Below are 17,719 nucleotides of genomic sequence, written 5' to 3' on the forward strand. Positions count from 1 at the left end.
TTACCATTTGTTTTAAATTGAACCATATATGGAGGCTTATAGAAAAGAGCTCGTTATGAGAAATTCCTGGTTTGGAAAAAACGACAAGGAGGGTTGAATGTTGAAGAAAAAATTACTTTTTCTCCTTATGATCGTTGTTTTTTCTGCCATCTTAATAGGTTTTATATTTAAATCATTTATAGGCGAAAAGCCTAAAGTAGTCGTTGTTTTAAAGGAGCTAAACACACAATATTGGGAAATTGTTAAAGCAGGAGCAGAAAAGGGATTTCGAGATTTTGATATAGATGGTAAAGTGATTGCACCCAGTCACGGATCAGAAGAAGCTGTACAGGACTATATGTTAGAAAATGTTCTTAAAGAACATCCAGATGTATTAGTGGTCTCTCCAGTTGAGTCACCTGCTGTCACTTCTATATTACAAAAATTCGTCGAAAATAAAATTCCTGTGCTGCTAATAGATACAAATATCCCTTGGGAAAATGAAACTTCTTATATCGGTACCGATAACTTTAATTTAGGCATAAAAGCAGGAGCATTATTAGCTTCGCTACTGCAACCTGGAGATGAAGTGGCTCTTATTGGTGGAGACTTAAAAAGTCCAGTTTTTGGTGAACGGATAAAAGGAGCTAAATTTAGTTTAGAAGCTGTAGGAATCAAAATTGCGACAGAAAAAGTAGAATTACCAAATGAATCTTTGCCAGTTAGAACAGCAATGAAAACGATTTTGCAGAATCATCCTGATATTAAAGGTTTATTTGCCACAACCGACATAATGGCACTAAATGCTTTAGAAGTAATTGGGGAACATGAGCGTAACATGCCAGTTATAGGAACAGATGGAATTACCGAAATGGTTGAGTCAATTGAAGATGGAACTTTAACTGGTACAGTAGCACAGAACCCTTATGATATGGGGTTTATAAGCGTTGAAAACGCACTGAAAGTTATGAAGGGAGAAAAAATTGAAAAAACTATTGATACTGGTATAGATATTATTATCGAAGAGAATGCGCAGGAGAGATTGGACTTCCTTAAAAAAATATTAAAATGAAAATAAGAAAAATAATGAAGACTGGCAATACGATTTCAGCAGTATTCTTATTAGGATAAAGTTTTGGGAATTGTGTAACCCATACAAGGCCTGATCCGATAAATGAGGCAATTAAAACAACAATCCAGGCATCTTGTTTTGCTTTTATCCCAAGTTCGAAAAGGGTTGTACTTCCAATCTCAAATAATATTATTAGAAAAAGTAATCGAAATATTCGTTTACAGTAATCTAATGAAAGTCCCCTGGATTTTTGATCCAGGGGACTTTCGTCAGTTAGATTTCTTAATGATTCGATACACCTGAAACGCCTAAGCCAGTATTGGCCTTCACGACGATTTCGTCGAATTTCTTCGCGTCTTCTTTTTTGCTGGAAACGAGGGTACCAATAATGGCAGCGATAAATCCTAATGGAATGGAGACGATTCCAGGGTTTGTAAGAGGGAAGATGGCTTCACCTACTAAGATGGCCATACCTGGCTCTGGGTTCCACACGTTCGGGCTTAATGCCACGAGGATGAGCGAGCTGAACAAGCCCACAAGCATTCCGGTTACGGCTCCTGTTGTGTTAAAGCGTCTCCAGAAAATCGTTAATAAAATGATGGGCAAATTCGCACTTGCGGCAACGGCAAATGCAAGAGCGACAAGGAACGCCACGTTCATTTTTTGGGCGAACAGCGCTAAGATAATGGAAATAACGGCCACACCGATGGATGCTAAACGGGCTGCAACCATTTGTTCTTTTTCCGTCGCTTCGCCGCGGCGGACGATGTGGCTGTAGAAATCATGGGCGAACGCAGAGGCAGCTGATAAAACAAGCCCTGCTACTACTGCCAGGATGGTGGCAAAAGCTACTGCCGATACGAAAGCGAATAAGAAATCTCCGCCTAACACTTGGGCGAGTAGCGGAGCTGCCATGTTTCCGGCAGCGTTTGCCGCAATAATATTATCATAGCCCACGAATGCGGCTGCACCGAAGCCAAGGAAAATCGTCATAATATAGAAGAAACCGATGATCCAAGTCGCGTATACAACCGATTGGCGGGCAGTCGGTGCGTCTTTTACCGTAAAGAAACGAATTAAAATATGCGGAAGGCCGGCAGTCCCTAACACTAACGCTAAATTCAAGGAAATCATATCAAGTGGATCTTTGAATTTATTGCCCGGGTTCAAGAAGGTATCCCCGATTGGAGTAGCTGTTTTCATATGTGTGAACATATTCGCGATACTGAAATCGAATTTGGCGAACACCATGACGGAAATAATGAATGTACCGATCATCAATAGAACGGCTTTTGTGATTTGTACCCAGCTCGTTGCGGTCATACCGCCGAATACAACGTACACTGTCATTAATGTACCAACGATGAGGACCGAATAGACGTAGTCAATACCAAGAAGAAGTTTAATAAGACCGCCTGCACCGACAAGTTGGGCAATCATGTAGAAGATGGAGATGGCGATGGTGTTTAATGCAGCAACACCGCGAACTTTCTTATCATTAAAGCGGGCAGCGATCATATCTGCCATGGTGTATTTACCGAGATTGCGAAGAGGCTCGGCCACTATGTAAAGGACGACGAGGTAAGCAACGAGAAATCCAATACTGTAAAAGAATCCGTCAAACCCTGCTAACGCGATCATTCCCGCGATTCCAAGGAAAGAAGCGGCCGACATATAGTCACCGGCGATGGCCAGTCCGTTTTGCCAGCCTGTTAATCCTCCGCCAGCCGTATAAAAGTCGCTTGTGTTGGTTGTTTTCTTGGCAGCAAAATAGGTAATGACAAGTGTGAGTCCGACAATTCCTAAAAATAGTATAAATGCGAGTACGTTCATATTTTGTTACCTCCCACTTTTAATTTGCTGCATAATATCTTCGACCAATACATCGAACTTTGCGGCTTTGCTGGAGTAAATCATGCACAGCGCCCATGTCATGACGAATTGGGCAAAAGCGAATACCCATGCCCATGTCATTCCCAAAAAGGCCTGCTGGTTCAATACGGTAGAGTAAGCCGTTAAAATCGGAAGCGTGAAGTAGAAGGCTAAGAAAAATAATGAAAGCGGCAGGATGAATTTTCTTTTCTCTGCTAATAGTCTTTTAAATGGAGCGGATTGAGCGATTTCCGTGTAATCGATGTCTTGAGGCTGCTGCTCGGTTTGAGCTTGTGTCCCTTGTAATGACATATTGAATCCCCCTTTTAACTAGGTTTCCGAAAAGAATTCTCCCACTTCAAACAATCCGTAAGGGTGTTAAGTGGCGTGTAGTTCACAATGTCAAATAAACAACATCTACAGCGTAAAAACGCGGAAAAGTTACAATTTCCTCCCTTCTTAATTAAAGCGCTTTCAATATTCGAGTTAATTATATAGTTATCAGAAAAATTTGTAAATTAAATTTTAATTATTTTATTTTTGTATATTCTACACTCATCGACAGTTTGTTATATTACAGATAAAGCCTTATTTTTTGAAAAAATAATTAATTGTTTTAAATCTGTATTATAATACAGTTCAATAATTAATTGGTAATAAATGTTACCTTTAGTTGCTTCGCTATAAGAAAAAACATCCATGAATGACCGGGAAGAGTCATGGATGTAATTGTTGAAAAAGCACGATGCAATTTAAATTTGTCGAAAAAAATAAAGGAAACTTCCATCATTGTGTGGTTTTTCATAATTTACCAGAATGAAAGTCAATAAGGAGAGGAGAAACTCAACTCAAGTCGTTTTTCTTCTCCTTTTATATGTTGTGAAACGAACCAAATAGGTGTTAATTGATAAGAAAGACAGATAAATGAAATAAAGGTGTTTAAAATCACTTTGTTGTTCCATTATAGGACCATTTAACGGAATAGAGGTCCCGAATAAATATGGATATTTATGTTAATATTAGCGTGAGATTGTGAAAAAATGTACTAAAGGATGCAGGCTTGTTTAACAAGGAAAGTTTGGTAAATTAGCGAAATTAATAATATAAAACAGTGAAGAAAGAACAGGAGATAAATAATGGAATATAAGCACTTAATGAAACGAGAAGGTTATATCCTTCTCGATAGCTTAACAGAACCTAAAACAAATTCGTTAAGAATTTTTATTAGCAGATGTAAAGTAAGTCAGGAAAGTGAAGATATTGAGATAGGAGATCAGATTTTTAGAGATGCACACCCTATCGAAGTGAATGAAGAATTACCAATAATTCAGATAGATTTTGAATCATATGTATCTTATTCGGTTATGAATGAGTCGTTTACTGTTTTAGATGATTATGAAATCTTTGAGGGAAATTCTTTTCGAATATTTAAGAAGTCAAGGTACTTAGATTTTATTAAAAAGGGTACTATTGCTACAGATGTCTTTCCAGAAGAACCATTTATTCATTATGAAATAGCGTGTTTAGACCATATAATTGATGTGATTTCTTTTGGTGAACCGATTATAAAAGAAATTAAAAGAAATTCTTTGTTGAACTAACAGGGGCACTACTTCAATAAATGGTGCCGCCTTTTTTATTGAACAAACGCGGAGGTTAGCTTAACAACAAGGCAAACTTCTTTAGAAAAGAATGATAAAATATAAGATGAATAATTTAATCGAGGTTTGTTAATTGAGTATTGAACGTGAATCAATTGTGACTATTGATGTAACTAATATAAAAACTGCAAAAGAATTACATTTACTTCTCAAAGAGAAGCTTGAATTTCCTGATTTTTATGGTGAAAATTGGGATGCTTTTTGGGATGCAATAACGGGGCTTGTGGCACCTTTACCGAATAAAATAATTTTTCACGGATGGTCTGAGTTAGAAAAAAACTTACCGTCTGATGCAAAAATAATGAAGGAGTGCCTTCACGATTATAACGAAGACTTTCCAAACTGGAAGAGTGAGGGCTTCTTCAGCTAACGGGTGGCGTTCGTATTATGAGGTTAACCAGTTTAGTTGAAGAAGAGATGTGTATATGATATTCATATTATTTATTAACCGATTTAGTTGTTTTTAAAGTAATTCTAGATAGGTAAGATCCTAAACCTAGGGCAATTCCTGCACCTAGACAACTACAAATACATCCAATTAAAAGGCAAATAGATGGCTCAGATTCTCCAATTGCTACTGGATAAGCTGGATTTTTATCTACAGTAATGACACGAGGAGTGGGTACATGTGAAAAAGCCAAGGATTTTTTCAAGAAGCGCTTTTCTTCGTATAAACGAGTCAAAAATCAACACGATAGAAAAAGCTTAAGCCTAAGGCCGAAACTTGAAATCAGTTTTATATAGTTGTATGGGCAATGAACAGGTCCTGATTTATTATTATCTTGATAAGAAAGGTTGACCGAACAAACATAAATGGGGTGATTTCGTGTTTAAGGTAACAGAAGCAGCAAAAACAGAACTACAAAACAGATTAAAATTAACGGACTCAAATCAAATAATCCGGATGCAAATGCGTAAAAGTTGTTTTATGAAGCTGAAATTAACTTTTGAAGAATCTATTCAGCCAAATGATACTGAAATATCTATAGATGGGATGCACTTTATTATTGACAAAGGCGAGTGCCATTATTTTAGTAACAAAAAATTAGATTTTATACCAGATCAGACTGGTTTTAAGCAATTTGAGGTTATTTAAAATAACACTTAAAAATTTAAAATATGACAAGGGAAAAGAAGGAAATGAAGAAGTAATTCCCGGGTCAGTCCCTCACTGTATTAAGTCAGCAGGGGACTGACCTTTTTTTACGGAAATTTTAAATTGTTAGAATATATTGACACATTTATAGACAAGCGTTACTATAAAAGCATCCACTAAAAAACGCGAACACCATTCGATAATGACGAACGAAAGAGAGGGGATAGTAATGGCTGAACGCCTCATCCAATCGGTTGAAAGAGCAGCTGATGTCCTTGAATTGTTTTTAACTTCTCATCCAGAACTAAGTGTCAAAGAAATAAGTCAAAAACTGAACTTATCAAAAAGTACAGTTCACGGTATTATCAAAACTTTGGAACATAGAGGGTACCTTCAACAAAACCCAGATGATTTGAAGTATAAGCTGGGTATCAAACTTTTTGAACTCGGCAATTTTGTGGGGAATCATCTTGATATTGGAAAAATTGCTAAACCCATTATTAGAAATCTAGTCGATGAACTTAATGAAACCGTTCACTTAGTCATGTTACAGAGAGACGAAGTTATTTACATTGAAAAAATGGAAGGGCCCAGAGCTCTTACAATCTACTCACATGTAGGAAAAAGAGCTCCCATTCATTGTACAGGTGTTGGAAAAGCGATTCTTGCCTACCAAAGCGAACAAGAAATAGATAGAATTTTATCATCTGCGATTTTGGAATCGTTTACAGAGTACACGATGACTAATATAGCGGATATTAAAAATCATTTAAAGTCTATACGGGACAAAGGCTATGCCATCGATGATGAAGAGATAGAGTTAGGGCTCAAATGTATAGCTGCCCCAATATTTAATCATCAAGGAAGTGTAATCGCTGCAATTAGCTGTGCTGCACCTAAAATGAGACTTGACGAAGAGCGGCTTTCCAAGGTAATAGTGGGAATTAAAAGAGCTGCATCTGAGATTTCAACTTGTTTAGGTTATAAAGATGATCATTATCTAATAAAAACGAGGCCAGAGGGATTTTAAAAATACATTTATATGTAGGAGGAGAATTATTTTGTCAAAAGTAAAAGTTGCCATTCTTGGTTCAGGAAATATTGGGACAGATCTTATGATAAAACTAGGACGCTCTGAAGTTTTAGAGTTGACGACTGTAATTGGGATTGATCCAAATTCGGATGGATTGCGTCGCGCGAGAGAATCAGGCTATGTGGCCATTGATAATGGGATAGATGGATTTCTCGAAACACCAGAATTGGCTGACATTATCTTTGATGCCACATCCGCTAAGGCCCATCTCTATAATGCGAAAGTGTTAAAAGAAGCAGGCAAAAAAGTGATTGATATGACTCCTGCCGCTGTAGGTCCATATGTGTGTGCGGCAGTAAACATTGAAGAGCATTTAGATAAAGATAACATCAACCTTATTACTTGCGGCGGACAGGCAACCATCCCGATGGTCCATGCCGTAAATCGTGTATGCCCAGTAGAATATGCTGAAATCGTTGCGACAATCTCAAGCCGTAGTGCAGGACCTGGAACTCGTGCAAATATCGATGAATTTACGGAAACGACTTCACGTGCGATCGAAGTGGTTGGAGGTGCTAAAAAAGGAAAAGCGATCATTATCTTGAATCCTGCAGAACCGCCAATTCTTATGCGTGATACGGTTTATACTCTTGTAGAAGAAGGAAAAATGGACGAAGAAGCGATTAAGCAATCGATTGAAGAAATGACTAAAGTTGTTCAATCTTATGTTCCTGGCTATCGCCTTCGTACGGAACCAATCTTTGATGGAAATAAAGTAACCATCTTCATAGAAGTAGAAGGGGCTGGAGATTACTTACCAAAATATTCAGGAAACCTTGATATTATGACAGCAGCAGGCGTGAGAATAGCAGAAGAATTCGCCAAAAATTTATTAATGAAAGAAACAGTTTGAGCTGTAGAAAGGGGTACACAAAACAATGACAAATAAAAGAGATATTCTTATCACTGAGGTAGCGTTGCGAGATGGAAGCCATGCGATCTCTCATCAATATACTGTAGATCAAGTACTGAAAGTTGCAAAAGCATTGAATGACGCCAATGTCCCATATATCGAAGTATCACATGGAGACGGTTTAGCTGGATCATCTTTACAATATGGTCTCTCACGAACAAATGAAATGGAATTAATCGAAGCAGCAGTTTCTATTGCGGATAAATCAAAAATCGCTGTTTTATTATTACCAGGTATTGGTACTTTACATGAATTAAAAGAAGCAGCCAATTTGGGAGCAAAAATGGCTCGTATCGCAACTCATGTAACTGAAGCAGACGTGGCTCCACAACATATTGCTTATGCAAAAGAACTTGGAATGGAAACGGTCGGATTTTTAATGATGTCCCATATGGCACCAGTTGAAAAATTAGTAGAACAGGCAAAACTAATGGAAAGCTATGGAGCAGATACTGTATATGTAGTCGATTCAGCAGGTTATCTACTTCCAGATCAAGTTCGTGAACGTATTCGTGCACTGAAACAATCTGTAGGCATTAACGTAGGTTTCCATGGTCATAACAATTTATCTCTTGCGATGGCAAACACACTTGCCGCAATCGAAGAAGGAGCTACTCGTATTGATGGTAGTGTTCGCTGCTTAGGAGCAGGTGCTGGTAATACGCAAACAGAAGTACTTGTAGCCGTTCTTGAACGGATGGGAATTCAAACAGGGGTAGATTTATATAAAATGATGGATTTGGCAGAAGACATTGTGGCACCAATTTTGCAAACGCCTCAAGAAATTACAAAAGATAGCCTTACACTAGGTTATGCTGGAGTATACTCAAGCTTTGCTCTTCATGCGAAACGCGCAGCTGAAAAATTTAATATCGATTCACGTGATATTTTAATCGAATTAGGCAAACGTAAAGTTGTTGGTGGCCAAGAGGATATGATTTTAGATGTAGCAGCAGAAATTGCGAAGGCTAAGAGCCCGGCAACTGTACGTTAAATTATCGCCAATCTTGTTTAGTAAGTGTTTTCGTGATTTAGTGGAAATAATGGAGAAACGAGGCTTATCATAGCTCACACAACTATTATGCGTTGGGTCCATCCATATGGTCCTGAGCTGGATAAGAGAGTCCGGTATCATCTCAAACAAACTAATGCTTCATGGAGAGTAGATGAAACGCACATAAAAGTAAAAGGAGAATGGATGTACCTGTATCGTGCAGTCGATTCGGATGGGAATACTATTGACTTTTTCCTTCGTAAAACGAGGGATGGCAAATCAGCCAAGCGCTTCTTGAAAAAAGCCTTGGCTTTTTCACGTGTACCTACTCCTCGTGTCATTACTGTAGATAAGAATCCAGCTTATCCAGTAGCAATTGAAGAGTTAAAAGAAGAAAAAAAGATGTCAGAATGCATCCATATAAGGCAAGTGAAATATTTGAACAACATCGTGGAACACGATCATCGATTCATTAAGAGACGAGTCCTTCCCATGTTAGGGTTTAAATCTTTTGTCTAATATTTTTTTTATTTTGTTTTGTGTTATTGGTTTGTATTTAACGCTTAAAGTGCGCGGCATCGGAAGGACTTTGGTTATATATGCTTATATTCCGAGTGTTGTAAAATGGAAATTTTTATCAACCTATTTGTACTAAATATTTAGAAAATACAGAAATAAAAAGCACTTTTTGTTGTATTTTTTAATCGTCAAAAAATTTAAACTTGATAAAAGAAAGCGATTTCAATTTGTTATTTTAAATAGAAAGGAAGGTTTTAATCTATGAGCCTTAATTCAGAAAAATGGACACCCGAAGCAATCCGTGCCCTTATCGATGAAGAGAAGGGAGTGTTAGATCCACGCATTTATACGGATCAGGAACTGTATGAGTTGGAATTGGAGAGGGTTTTTGGACGTTCATGGCTGCTTCTTGGCCATGAGAGCCATGTTCCCAAACGGGGAGATTACTTGACCACCTATATGGGAGAAGATCCTGTGGTAATGGTGCGGCAGAGAGATGGAAGCATCAAGGTGTTCCATAATCAATGCCGACATCGCGGGATGAAGATTTGCCGGGCGGATTGCGGGAATGCCAAGGCGTTCACGTGCACCTACCATGGCTGGGCGTATGACACAGCAGGCAATCTGGTCAATGTGCCGTTTGAAGAAGAAGTATTCTCCGGATTCAAGAAAGAAGAGTGGGGGCCGATGCAGGCTAGGGTGGAGATATACAAGGGGTTAGTATTTGCCAACTGGGATCCGGAAGCGCCGGATTTGCTGACTTATTTGAGTGATGCAACCCCTTACATGGACACCATGTTGGATCGTTCCGAGGCAGGGACAGAAGCCATCGGGGTCATGCAAAAGTGGGTAATCCCCTGTAACTGGAAGTTTGCTGCAGAGCAATTTGCCAGTGACATGTATCATGCCTTGTCATCTCATATGGCTGCTGTAGTTGCAGGGTTGCCACCCGAGCAAGATATATCCAGTTTTGAGCCTCATATGAAAGGACATCAGTTCCGAGCCAAATGGGGCGGTCATGGATGCGGCTTTTATATTGATACAGCAAGAGGTTCGGTACGTGTAGGACCCATAGTCGACAAATATTATAGCGAAGGCCCGGCTTTTGAAAAGGCGAAAGAACGTCTGGCCCCTCTGCTGCCATACCACAGAATGGCGACAAGCCACATGACTATCTTTCCAACCTGCTCATTCTTGCCGTATGGTATGAACACTGTGCGGACCTGGCATCCGAAGGGACCGGATCAGATTGAGGTATGGGCCTTCGTCGTCGTTGATAAGGATGCGCCGCAGGAAATCAAGGATGAACTGGCTCGTCAAAATGTCCGTACGTTCAGTGCCAGTGGAGTGTTCGAGCAGGATGACGGGGAGAACTGGGTTGAAATTCAGACCGCTCTTCGTGGGTACAAGGCCAGAACTGCACCGCTGGCTATGCAAATGGGGCTGAATGTTCCGGGAAAAAACAATCCGGAATTTCCGGGTAAAACCTCCTATGTATTTTCTGAAGAAGCAGCTAGAGGGTTTTATTCCCATTGGGCCCGCATGATGTCGGAACCGAGTTGGGATACATTGAGGCCCCAATCTTAAGTTGAGGTCGTTGCTTACACATATGAGGGATCGGATGATACGATTTAGGATTAAAACAAGGGAGGTAAGGGGCATGGAAATAATGGAGTTAGTCAAACCGTTTAAATGGGCGGAAAGTAGCACAAGTCTGGAACTGCAACATGAAATTGAGCAGTTTTACTACAAGGAAGCGCAGCTGCTAGACCACTCGAAGTTTGAAGCGTGGTTCGAGCTGATGGACAAGGATATTCATTATTGGATGCCGATTCGTTTGAACCGGTTAGGTAGAGAAATGTTGCAGGAGTATGCGCCTCTAGGAAAAGGTGCGCACTACGACGATACCTATGAAACGATGCGCGGACGTATTCGAGCGAGAGTATCGGGGGTGAACTGGGCGGAGAATCCGTTGTCGCGTACACGGCACATTATTTCTAACGTCATTATTCGGGAGATGGAGGAACCGAACACGTATGAGGTGGCATCGTCATTTATCGTGTATCGCAACCGTTCAGAACATCAGGCAGATATTTTTCCGGGCGAACGCCGGGATGTACTGCGGCGTTCAGAAGGAGGATTGGGCTTTAAAATTGCCCGCCGAACCATTTTGATTGATCAAGGTACGATTTTGGCAAATAACTTGTCTGTCTTTTTTTAAACATTACTACAGTGGAAAGGAGATGCATTATGAAATTTACCAAGGTTTGCACGTTGTCTGATCTACCGGATGATGAGGGGTTAAAGGTAGTGGAAGGAGACACGGCAGTAGCGGTGTTTAATGTCAATGGCGAAGTATTTGCAACACAAGACCGCTGTTCTCACGCCAAATGGTCGCTGTCTGAAGGCGGTTATCTAGAGGGAGATGTCATCGTGTGCTCATTGCATATGGGAAAGTTTTGTGCCCGCACAGGAGAAGTAAAGATGGCCCCCCCTTGGAAACCTTTGAAAAAGTATCCGGTACGGGTTGATGGAGACGATGTATATGTGGCTTTTGAAGACGGGTACTTTGAAAAAAAAGAGTAACCAACCTATGATCATGCTATATGTGACTATTTATACGAGTGGGGAGCTGCAATTATGAGATTGACCAATGAAGTGGTCTTGATTACAGGCGGTGCATCCGGCGTCGGCCGTGCCATTGTGGAACGATTTGTGGCTGAAGGTGCCAAAGTTGCAGTGTTTGACAAGTCGGGAGATCGTCTGAATCAGCTTGAACAAGAGTATGGTGAAAATGTCATTGGAATGGTTGGAGACGTACGTCAGTTCAGTGACCTCAAGTCAGCGGTAAGCCGGTGTACTGAACATTTCGGGAAAATTGACACGTTAATTGCAAATGTCGGTATTTGGGATTACAACATGTCGCTGGTGGATCTTCCGGAAGACAAGATTGATCAAGCATTTGATGAATTGTTCCATATCAATGTCAAGGGTTACTTGCTTGCGGCCAAGGCGTGTCTGCCGCAATTGGCGGAAACCCGGGGGAATATGATCTTTACGGTTTCTAATGCAGGCTTTTACACAAACGGAGGCGGACCGCTTTACACATCCACCAAGCACGCCGTTGTTGGTTTGGTTCGCCAGTTGGCATTTGAATTAGCCCCTTATATCCGAGTGAATGGCATTGCCATTGGCGGTGCAATGACGGATTTGAGGGGACCTGCCTCACTGGAAATGGACAATAGGTCCATAACGAGCATGTATAAAGAATGGTACAAAGACAATGACTTGGAACCGGGTAAGGAGAATGTAGAGTCAGCCTCTCCGATCGGGCGTATATTGTCCGGAGAAGATTATGCTGGGTCTTACGTATTTTTTGCCTCGCGAAATGACAATATTCCGGCTACAGGAGCGGTATTGAATTTCGATGGAGGCTGGGGCATTCGAGGTCTTCGCAGAAAAACGGGAAGTCAGGGATTGCTGGAGAAATTAAGGATTAGAGATTGAAAAAGTACTATTAATTCCATTTCACCGATCAGAGCGGTTTAGGTGAAGAATGAGATAGCATGGCAATTGGAAACATGGGATATTTGGGTTTTTCTGTGAAGGATGTGCCCGCATGGAGAAGTTACATGACAAATATGCTAGGGAGGGTAGAAGTTGATGGCTCAGATCATTCAGCTTTGTATCGCATGGATTCCGTATGCTAACGGTGGGTTGGTCCGATGGACGCACTTTCATCCCTATAGACTTTGCTTTGCTTAGTTCCTCAAAGTCCGCCATTAACGGGATGATGTAAGGAATCGACAAGCACACTCAGGAGAAGTAGAATAATCTTAAAATGCTAATTTTTCAGGGGAGCTAATTAAGCTTGTAACTTTCTTAAGTGGGTGAATATATTGCAAAATAAGGTCCATTATCCTAAAGCATTGGAAATGTTTGTTCAAATGTCGTCGCATTTTGGAAACTATAACTTCACAGAGAAGGAGTTCGAATCGGGACTGCCACAAATGCTTCTGAACTGCCTTGATACAGTTTTAACTGAAAAAAATAACTTGCAGGCTGCCTTAGATTTCAATAACCAAGCCATAGGACAGTTTCTAAATGGCATTTTGGAAGCACGATTGGCTGACGTATGCTATCAGCTTACAAACATCCCCATCATTCTTGAAGATCTAGGATTTAACTATCTTTATTCAATAGGCTTAGATCCGGAACTGGCTAGACAATATAGCAGTAACTTAAAGAAAATCGTTAAAAATAATCTCGATGGAGATAATCACATCAAACTGACTGAACTTATTGAGAAGCAGCAAATTGTCGAACTGGTCCAATCTGATGAACATAAGAGATTAATTGCTCCGATGGTATCTAGAGGCAAGATTGTAGGTTACTGCTCCTTTATTAACACTTCTTTTAATGCAGTTGATTGGTTGAAAATGAAGCAAATGTGTCTCATCGGATCTGTGAGTAATTATAACAAGGAAACAATCCTGGATACAGAACTGAAGTTAAACATCAAAGGCGGATTTTTAGAAGATATGATCCATAATCGTTTAAACCCTGTAGTATTATTCAAAAGGGCCAGACATATTGGAGTGGATTTGGGCAAAGAGTATCAATTTTTAGTTTTGAAAGGGGATCCAAATCTTTATCCGAATGAAAAGGATCCAATCGGCGGTATGAATTTGATTGAAGTTTTTTCAAGATATTTTATGGAGCGTAATCTGAATATCTTAATCTCGGAAGACTCTCAAAACATAGCTGCGTTGATGCCTATTGACTTGTTCTCGAAATATTTTATAAACGTCGATGAATTTATCAGAAAATTACTTTGTTTTCTGAAAGAAAAATACCCTAATATACCTTTTAAAATTGGCATGAGTTCAAGATCCAAGTCTCTTGAAGATATACCGATTCTGTACAATGAAGCTCTCATTTCATTGAACATGAACTCTCAGCAAAAAGAAATTATGTACTTTGATGATTTAGGGGCGGTGGGGATTTTATTTCGCGCAGGAAAAATGGATGATATCCGGCATTTCTGCAACAAAATGCTTTCGAAATTACTTGAATACGATCGAGGGAAAGAATCAGAGTTAACCAAAACTCTATATTATTACATTAAAAGTGGCCAAAATATATGTAAAGCAGCAAAAATAATGAATTTGTCGATTGGTGGATTACGATATCGCGTGCAAAAAATAGGTGAAATTTTAGATGCTGATATCAATGATCTACAAACCAGTAGTCAGCTTTTCTTGGCACTGCAAGCGGGTATCATTTTGGGAGATCTAAAAATTGAGTGAATAAATTCACCGTTTGGTTGCCGTAATGGGGGCTGTTAATTTGAGTTGACAAATGGATTAAAACGGGGTAATGCCCCCGCCCGAATCGTAAAAAAAATATTCAGGTTAGAGGGGTGGAAGACATGGCTGAAATAGTAGCAGGAGTAGCAATGTCACATAGTCCGATGATCATGACAAATGAAGCTGGCGGCGGAGAAAAAGGGAAGCGTTTTCTAAATACCGTTGCCGATATGAAAAAATGGCTGGAGGATATTGGAACAGATGTAATCGTCTTAATTTCGGATGATCATTTCAATAGTTATTTTTATGATCATATGCCATCCTTTACGATTGGAATTGATCGATGTGAAGGATGGGGCGACTGGCAAATTCCTGAATATCAAATTCCTGTGCAGCAAGAATTAGCGAAGCATGTTCTTGATACAGGTTTGGCGAACAATGTAGATTTTGCTTTTTCGATGAGAATGAAAGTGGATCATGGCCACACTCAAGCCATCCACTTTTTAAACCCTGATCTAAAGATACCGGTTGTGCCGATTGCCGTGAATACAGCAGCGCCGCCGCTGCCTACAATGGACCGCTGTTTCCAAGTCGGAGAAGTCGTCCGCAAAGCAATTGAATCATGGGAAAGCGATAAAAAGGTAGCGATTGTCGCTTCAGGAGGGATCTCTCACTGGGTTCCAATTCCAAAGATCGATAGTAAAAAGCCTGAAGATCAAGAGCTAATTAAAGTCCTAACAAATGGCCGTCAAGAAATTGAGCAGCTTGACGAATATTTGAACACGCGCAAAACACGTGTGACAAGTTTGAAATCCGGACCGGTCAATGAAGAGTGGGATCGTGAATTTTTACGATTGATTACAGAAAAAGACTATCAGGCACTAAGACAATGGGGCCCTGATTTTATCGAGGAAAATGGCGGCAATGGCGGTCAGGAAATTCATAACTGGCTTGTGCTGCTAGGAATTCTTCAAGGGCTTGAACCAGAGGTTGCTTGTTATGAGCCAATCCCAGAATGGGTGACGGGAATGGGCGTTGTCAAGTTCCATAAAGTATAAGACTTTCAAAAAACGGAGGAGGAGAACGAGATGACAATTTGGACAGACTTAGCCGATTTAGAGTTTAAAAATTATTATGTGGATGCAAATGGAATCAAAACGAGAGTACTAGAAGCAGGAACTGGGGAACCGCTTATTTTGCTTCATGGTACTGGCGGTCATATTGAGGCTTACGCCCGGAACATTAGAGGGTTGAGTGAGCATTTCCGTGTAATCTGCATTGATATGCTCGGGCATGGTTACACAGAAAAGCCAGATCACCCTTACGGAATTGATTCCTATAGTGATCATCTATTATGGGTCATCCAGGCTTTAGACTTGAAAGAAGTCTATCTATCTGGTGAATCACTAGGCGGTTGGGTCGCAGCATGGTTCGCTGCCCATCACCCTGGAATTGCCAAAGCATTAGTTTTAAATACTCCGGGAAATGTTAACAACAAGGCTGAAGTTATGAAAAAGCTGAAGGAATCCACCGTTAAGGCTGTTCTGGAAGCAAACTATGAAAATGTAAAAACCAGACTTGAATGGTTAATGTACGATAAGAGTCAAGTCACCGATGAGCTTATTGAAGCTCGTTACAAAATTTATACACAGCCATCGTACCAAGAAGCTGTTCATCACATTGTTGCCCTTCAGGACATTGAATATCGACAAAATTATAGCTGGGATCCATCTTGGTGTGGAAAGATTGATGTTCCAACCTTATTAGCATGGACGGATCATGACCCAACCTCTACAGTCGAGGAAGCAAAACCTATTCAAGAGATGATTCCCGGCAGTGAATTAACCGTCATTAATGATGCTGGACATTGGCCACAATGGGAAAAGGCTCAAGAATTTAACAAGGTCATTATTGATTTTTTTAGTAAAATTCTTGTGAAGTAAGTTTTGATATTTTTACCCAACTTTGATAGTGCAAGTGTAGAAACCTGTACTATCAAAGTTCTTTTTATCATTTAAAAGAAAGAGGTTTTTTCTTTGAGCATACAAAAAACAGCTGTAGTACAAGATGCATACGAGCATTTGCTCCATGCAGAGCAAACGAAAAAATCCGTCACGCCGTTAACCGATCTGTATCCAAGCCTGACTGTTCACGAAGCGTATCAAGTCCAGTTAAAAGCGATTGATCAGAAAGTCAAGGCTGGACAGAAAATCGTTGGGAAAAAGATTGGGTTAACTTCTTTTGCCATGCAAGAGCTTTTAGGAGTCGACCAGCCGGATTACGGTCACTTATTGGACAGTATGAGTGTTCCAAATAAGGGCAGCATCGCTGTCGCTTCGCTTTTCGAACCAAAGGTTGAAGGGGAGATCGCCTTTGTTCTCAATAAGGATCTTAAAGGTCCAAATGTGACAGCAGAAGACGTTTTAGCTGCAACTGAGTCCATCATTCCTGCATTAGAGATTGTGGACAGTCGAATTCTGAATTGGAAAATCAAGCTCCAAGACACTGTTGCCGATAATGCTTCCTGCGGGCTTTATGTATTAGGAGACGAAAAATTCGCTGTCAATGGTTTAGACCTGACTAAAATCGAAATGAATCTTTATAAAAATGGCGAGCTCATGAACAAAGGGACAGGGGCAGATGTATTAGGTCATCCGGCCACATGTGTAGCCTGGTTAGCGAACAAATTGTCTGAATATAATGTCATTTTAAAAGCTGGAGAAGTGATTTTATCAGGTGCTTTATCCGCAGCAGTAGTTGCACAAAAAGGGGATGTGTTTACTGCTGAGTTCAGTGAGTTAGGAAAAGTGGAAGTTTCTTTTCGGTAAGTATCAAGAGTTCTGGTGCAAAAAGATTTAGACAGCTATCCCAACATGAATATTACCGACTACACGAGCAATTTTTATTCGGAATGAAAAGATTCATTGCGAATATTTATGAAAAAAAAGACTGTACCATTCGGAAATAACCCTATATTTTTGTTTGTATTTTGACAAAACTCGAGATTTGCACCAGAACCGGTGAATTCTTTCTAATTTTGGACAGACTGATCCGTAAATCCATCTGTTCTCTTTTGATCATATACATGGCTTCTACTCCAGAAAGAATAGATGCAGCTGTGTCAAAAGACTTGAAACCTAACTTAGAAAGGACGCGTTTCTTAATAAATCGATGATCCTGTTCCGCGATGTGGTAAAAAAACAGTCCTATT

19 protein-coding genes and 3 pseudogenes are annotated in these 17,719 nt (G+C 40.0%); 17 read left to right on the forward strand and 5 right to left on the reverse strand.

Annotated elements, in window-relative coordinates; all coding sequences use genetic code 11:
• The first annotated feature begins 97 nt into the window (after positions 1-97).
• Positions 98-1,051 (forward strand): sugar ABC transporter substrate-binding protein, encoded by a 954-nt coding sequence (locus BK575_RS04005; RefSeq protein WP_078409002.1) that lies wholly within the window; start codon positions 98-100, stop codon positions 1,049-1,051.
• On the opposite strand, the gene BK575_RS29455 is transcribed toward BK575_RS04005, so the two are convergent.
• Genes BK575_RS29455 through BK575_RS04015 form a run of 3 tightly spaced genes read right to left on the reverse strand, consistent with a single transcriptional unit; the run spans position 1,032 to position 3,235 of the window.
• Positions 1,032-1,397, reverse strand: coding sequence for a GerAB/ArcD/ProY family transporter (locus BK575_RS29455; RefSeq protein WP_328589543.1), 366 nt, complete (start codon positions 1,395-1,397; stop codon positions 1,032-1,034). The two genes, BK575_RS04005 and BK575_RS29455, sit on opposite strands and share 20 nt — an antisense overlap.
• A complete protein-coding gene (locus tag BK575_RS04010; protein WP_078409003.1) occupies positions 1,334-2,884 on the reverse strand; it encodes a solute symporter family protein in 1,551 nt (516 codons plus the stop codon). The genes BK575_RS29455 and BK575_RS04010 overlap by 64 nt, the downstream gene beginning before the upstream one ends.
• Positions 2,885-2,890: 6 nt before the next feature.
• The gene (locus BK575_RS04015; protein WP_078409004.1) at positions 2,891-3,235 is read right to left on the reverse strand and encodes a DUF485 domain-containing protein; all 345 of its coding nucleotides are present in this window, start codon (positions 3,233-3,235) and stop codon (positions 2,891-2,893) included.
• Between the two features lie 824 nt (positions 3,236-4,059).
• Between BK575_RS04015 and BK575_RS04020 the strand changes: the two genes are divergently transcribed.
• Together BK575_RS04020 and BK575_RS04025 are read left to right on the forward strand one after the other, a co-directional pair.
• Complete coding sequence (locus BK575_RS04020) at positions 4,060-4,524, forward strand: hypothetical protein (RefSeq protein WP_078409005.1); 465 nt, start codon at positions 4,060-4,062, stop codon at positions 4,522-4,524.
• A gap of 133 nt (positions 4,525-4,657) precedes the next feature.
• Positions 4,658-4,954: a barstar family protein gene (locus tag BK575_RS04025; RefSeq protein ID WP_078409006.1), complete on the forward strand. Its 297-nt coding sequence runs from the start codon at positions 4,658-4,660 to the stop codon at positions 4,952-4,954.
• Positions 4,955-5,153: 199 nt separating this feature from the next.
• Here the strand turns inward: BK575_RS04025 and BK575_RS28840 are convergent.
• A pseudogene (locus tag BK575_RS28840) lies at positions 5,154-5,246 on the reverse strand (IS6 family transposase); the annotation flags it as partial.
• Positions 5,247-5,410: 164 nt separating this feature from the next.
• Here BK575_RS28840 and BK575_RS04035 point away from each other — a divergent pair.
• The 14 genes and pseudogenes from BK575_RS04035 (at position 5,411) to BK575_RS04095 (ending at position 17,336) form a co-directional block, all read left to right on the forward strand.
• Positions 5,411-5,680, forward strand: coding sequence for an iron-sulfur cluster biosynthesis family protein (locus BK575_RS04035; protein WP_078409008.1), 270 nt, complete (start codon positions 5,411-5,413; stop codon positions 5,678-5,680).
• A gap of 229 nt (positions 5,681-5,909) precedes the next feature.
• Entirely contained in the window at positions 5,910-6,710 is an 801-nt protein-coding gene (locus BK575_RS04040) for an IclR family transcriptional regulator (protein ID WP_078409009.1), read from the forward strand.
• 31 nt (positions 6,711-6,741) lie between these two features.
• The gene (locus BK575_RS04045; protein WP_078409010.1) at positions 6,742-7,626 is read left to right on the forward strand and encodes an acetaldehyde dehydrogenase (acetylating); all 885 of its coding nucleotides are present in this window, start codon (positions 6,742-6,744) and stop codon (positions 7,624-7,626) included.
• Between the two features lie 25 nt (positions 7,627-7,651).
• Positions 7,652-8,680: a 4-hydroxy-2-oxovalerate aldolase gene (gene dmpG / locus BK575_RS04050; protein ID WP_078409011.1), complete on the forward strand. Its 1,029-nt coding sequence runs from the start codon at positions 7,652-7,654 to the stop codon at positions 8,678-8,680.
• 16 nt (positions 8,681-8,696) lie between these two features.
• Positions 8,697-9,193 (forward strand): annotated as a pseudogene (locus tag BK575_RS04055) (IS6 family transposase); the annotation flags it as partial.
• Between the two features lie 267 nt (positions 9,194-9,460).
• Complete coding sequence (locus tag BK575_RS04060; protein ID WP_078409012.1) at positions 9,461-10,786, forward strand: aromatic ring-hydroxylating dioxygenase subunit alpha; 1,326 nt, start codon at positions 9,461-9,463, stop codon at positions 10,784-10,786.
• Positions 10,787-10,820: 34 nt separating this feature from the next.
• Positions 10,821-11,420 carry an aromatic-ring-hydroxylating dioxygenase subunit beta gene (locus BK575_RS04065; protein WP_328589478.1) on the forward strand — a complete coding sequence of 200 codons (600 nt, stop codon included), beginning with the start codon at positions 10,821-10,823 and terminating at the stop codon, positions 11,418-11,420.
• 29 nt (positions 11,421-11,449) lie between these two features.
• Positions 11,450-11,785 (forward strand): non-heme iron oxygenase ferredoxin subunit, encoded by a 336-nt coding sequence (locus BK575_RS04070; RefSeq protein WP_078409014.1) that lies wholly within the window; start codon positions 11,450-11,452, stop codon positions 11,783-11,785.
• 54 nt (positions 11,786-11,839) lie between these two features.
• Entirely contained in the window at positions 11,840-12,706 is an 867-nt protein-coding gene (gene hcaB, locus BK575_RS04075; RefSeq protein ID WP_078409015.1) for a 3-(cis-5,6-dihydroxycyclohexa-1,3-dien-1-yl)propanoate dehydrogenase, read from the forward strand.
• Positions 12,707-12,831: 125 nt separating this feature from the next.
• Positions 12,832-12,909: a hypothetical protein gene (locus BK575_RS29535; protein WP_407984366.1), complete on the forward strand. Its 78-nt coding sequence runs from the start codon at positions 12,832-12,834 to the stop codon at positions 12,907-12,909.
• A gap of 189 nt (positions 12,910-13,098) precedes the next feature.
• A complete protein-coding gene (locus tag BK575_RS04080) occupies positions 13,099-14,508 on the forward strand; it encodes a PucR family transcriptional regulator (protein ID WP_078409016.1) in 1,410 nt (469 codons plus the stop codon).
• A 122-nt stretch (positions 14,509-14,630) separates the two neighbouring features.
• Entirely contained in the window at positions 14,631-15,566 is a 936-nt protein-coding gene (locus tag BK575_RS04085) for a DODA-type extradiol aromatic ring-opening family dioxygenase (RefSeq protein WP_078409017.1), read from the forward strand.
• A 30-nt stretch (positions 15,567-15,596) separates the two neighbouring features.
• Positions 15,597-16,451, forward strand: coding sequence for an alpha/beta fold hydrolase (locus BK575_RS04090; RefSeq protein ID WP_078409018.1), 855 nt, complete (start codon positions 15,597-15,599; stop codon positions 16,449-16,451).
• A gap of 93 nt (positions 16,452-16,544) precedes the next feature.
• A complete protein-coding gene (locus BK575_RS04095; protein WP_078409019.1) occupies positions 16,545-17,336 on the forward strand; it encodes a 2-keto-4-pentenoate hydratase in 792 nt (263 codons plus the stop codon).
• A gap of 203 nt (positions 17,337-17,539) precedes the next feature.
• Here the strand turns inward: BK575_RS04095 and BK575_RS04100 are convergent.
• A pseudogene (locus BK575_RS04100) lies at positions 17,540-17,697 on the reverse strand (DDE-type integrase/transposase/recombinase); the annotation flags it as partial.
• Between the last annotated feature and the right edge of the window lie 22 nt (positions 17,698-17,719).

The organism is Priestia abyssalis, from assembly GCF_002019595.1.
GTDB lineage: Bacteria > Bacillota > Bacilli > Bacillales > Bacillaceae_H > Bacillus_BA > Bacillus_BA abyssalis.

What these genes read in the sequence shown, in the direction of transcription:
- BK575_RS04005 (WP_078409002.1), top strand. Translation starts at nt 98, where the DNA reads ATGTTGAAGAAAAAATTACTTTTTCTCCTTATGATCGTTGTTTTTTCT.
- BK575_RS04010 (WP_078409003.1), bottom strand. Translation starts at nt 2,884, where the DNA reads ATGAACGTACTCGCATTTATACTATTTTTAGGAATTGTCGGACTCACA.
- BK575_RS04015 (WP_078409004.1), bottom strand. Translation starts at nt 3,235, where the DNA reads ATGTCATTACAAGGGACACAAGCTCAAACCGAGCAGCAGCCTCAAGAC.
- BK575_RS04020 (WP_078409005.1), top strand. Translation starts at nt 4,060, where the DNA reads ATGGAATATAAGCACTTAATGAAACGAGAAGGTTATATCCTTCTCGAT.
- BK575_RS04040 (WP_078409009.1), top strand. Translation starts at nt 5,910, where the DNA reads ATGGCTGAACGCCTCATCCAATCGGTTGAAAGAGCAGCTGATGTCCTT.
- dmpG (WP_078409011.1), top strand. Translation starts at nt 7,652, where the DNA reads ATGACAAATAAAAGAGATATTCTTATCACTGAGGTAGCGTTGCGAGAT.
- BK575_RS04060 (WP_078409012.1), top strand. Translation starts at nt 9,461, where the DNA reads ATGAGCCTTAATTCAGAAAAATGGACACCCGAAGCAATCCGTGCCCTT.
- BK575_RS04065 (WP_328589478.1), top strand. Translation starts at nt 10,821, where the DNA reads ATGATACGATTTAGGATTAAAACAAGGGAGGTAAGGGGCATGGAAATA.
- BK575_RS04070 (WP_078409014.1), top strand. Translation starts at nt 11,450, where the DNA reads ATGAAATTTACCAAGGTTTGCACGTTGTCTGATCTACCGGATGATGAG.
- hcaB (WP_078409015.1), top strand. Translation starts at nt 11,840, where the DNA reads ATGAGATTGACCAATGAAGTGGTCTTGATTACAGGCGGTGCATCCGGC.
- BK575_RS29535 (WP_407984366.1), top strand. Translation starts at nt 12,832, where the DNA reads ATGACAAATATGCTAGGGAGGGTAGAAGTTGATGGCTCAGATCATTCA.
- BK575_RS04085 (WP_078409017.1), top strand. Translation starts at nt 14,631, where the DNA reads ATGGCTGAAATAGTAGCAGGAGTAGCAATGTCACATAGTCCGATGATC.
- BK575_RS04090 (WP_078409018.1), top strand. Translation starts at nt 15,597, where the DNA reads ATGACAATTTGGACAGACTTAGCCGATTTAGAGTTTAAAAATTATTAT.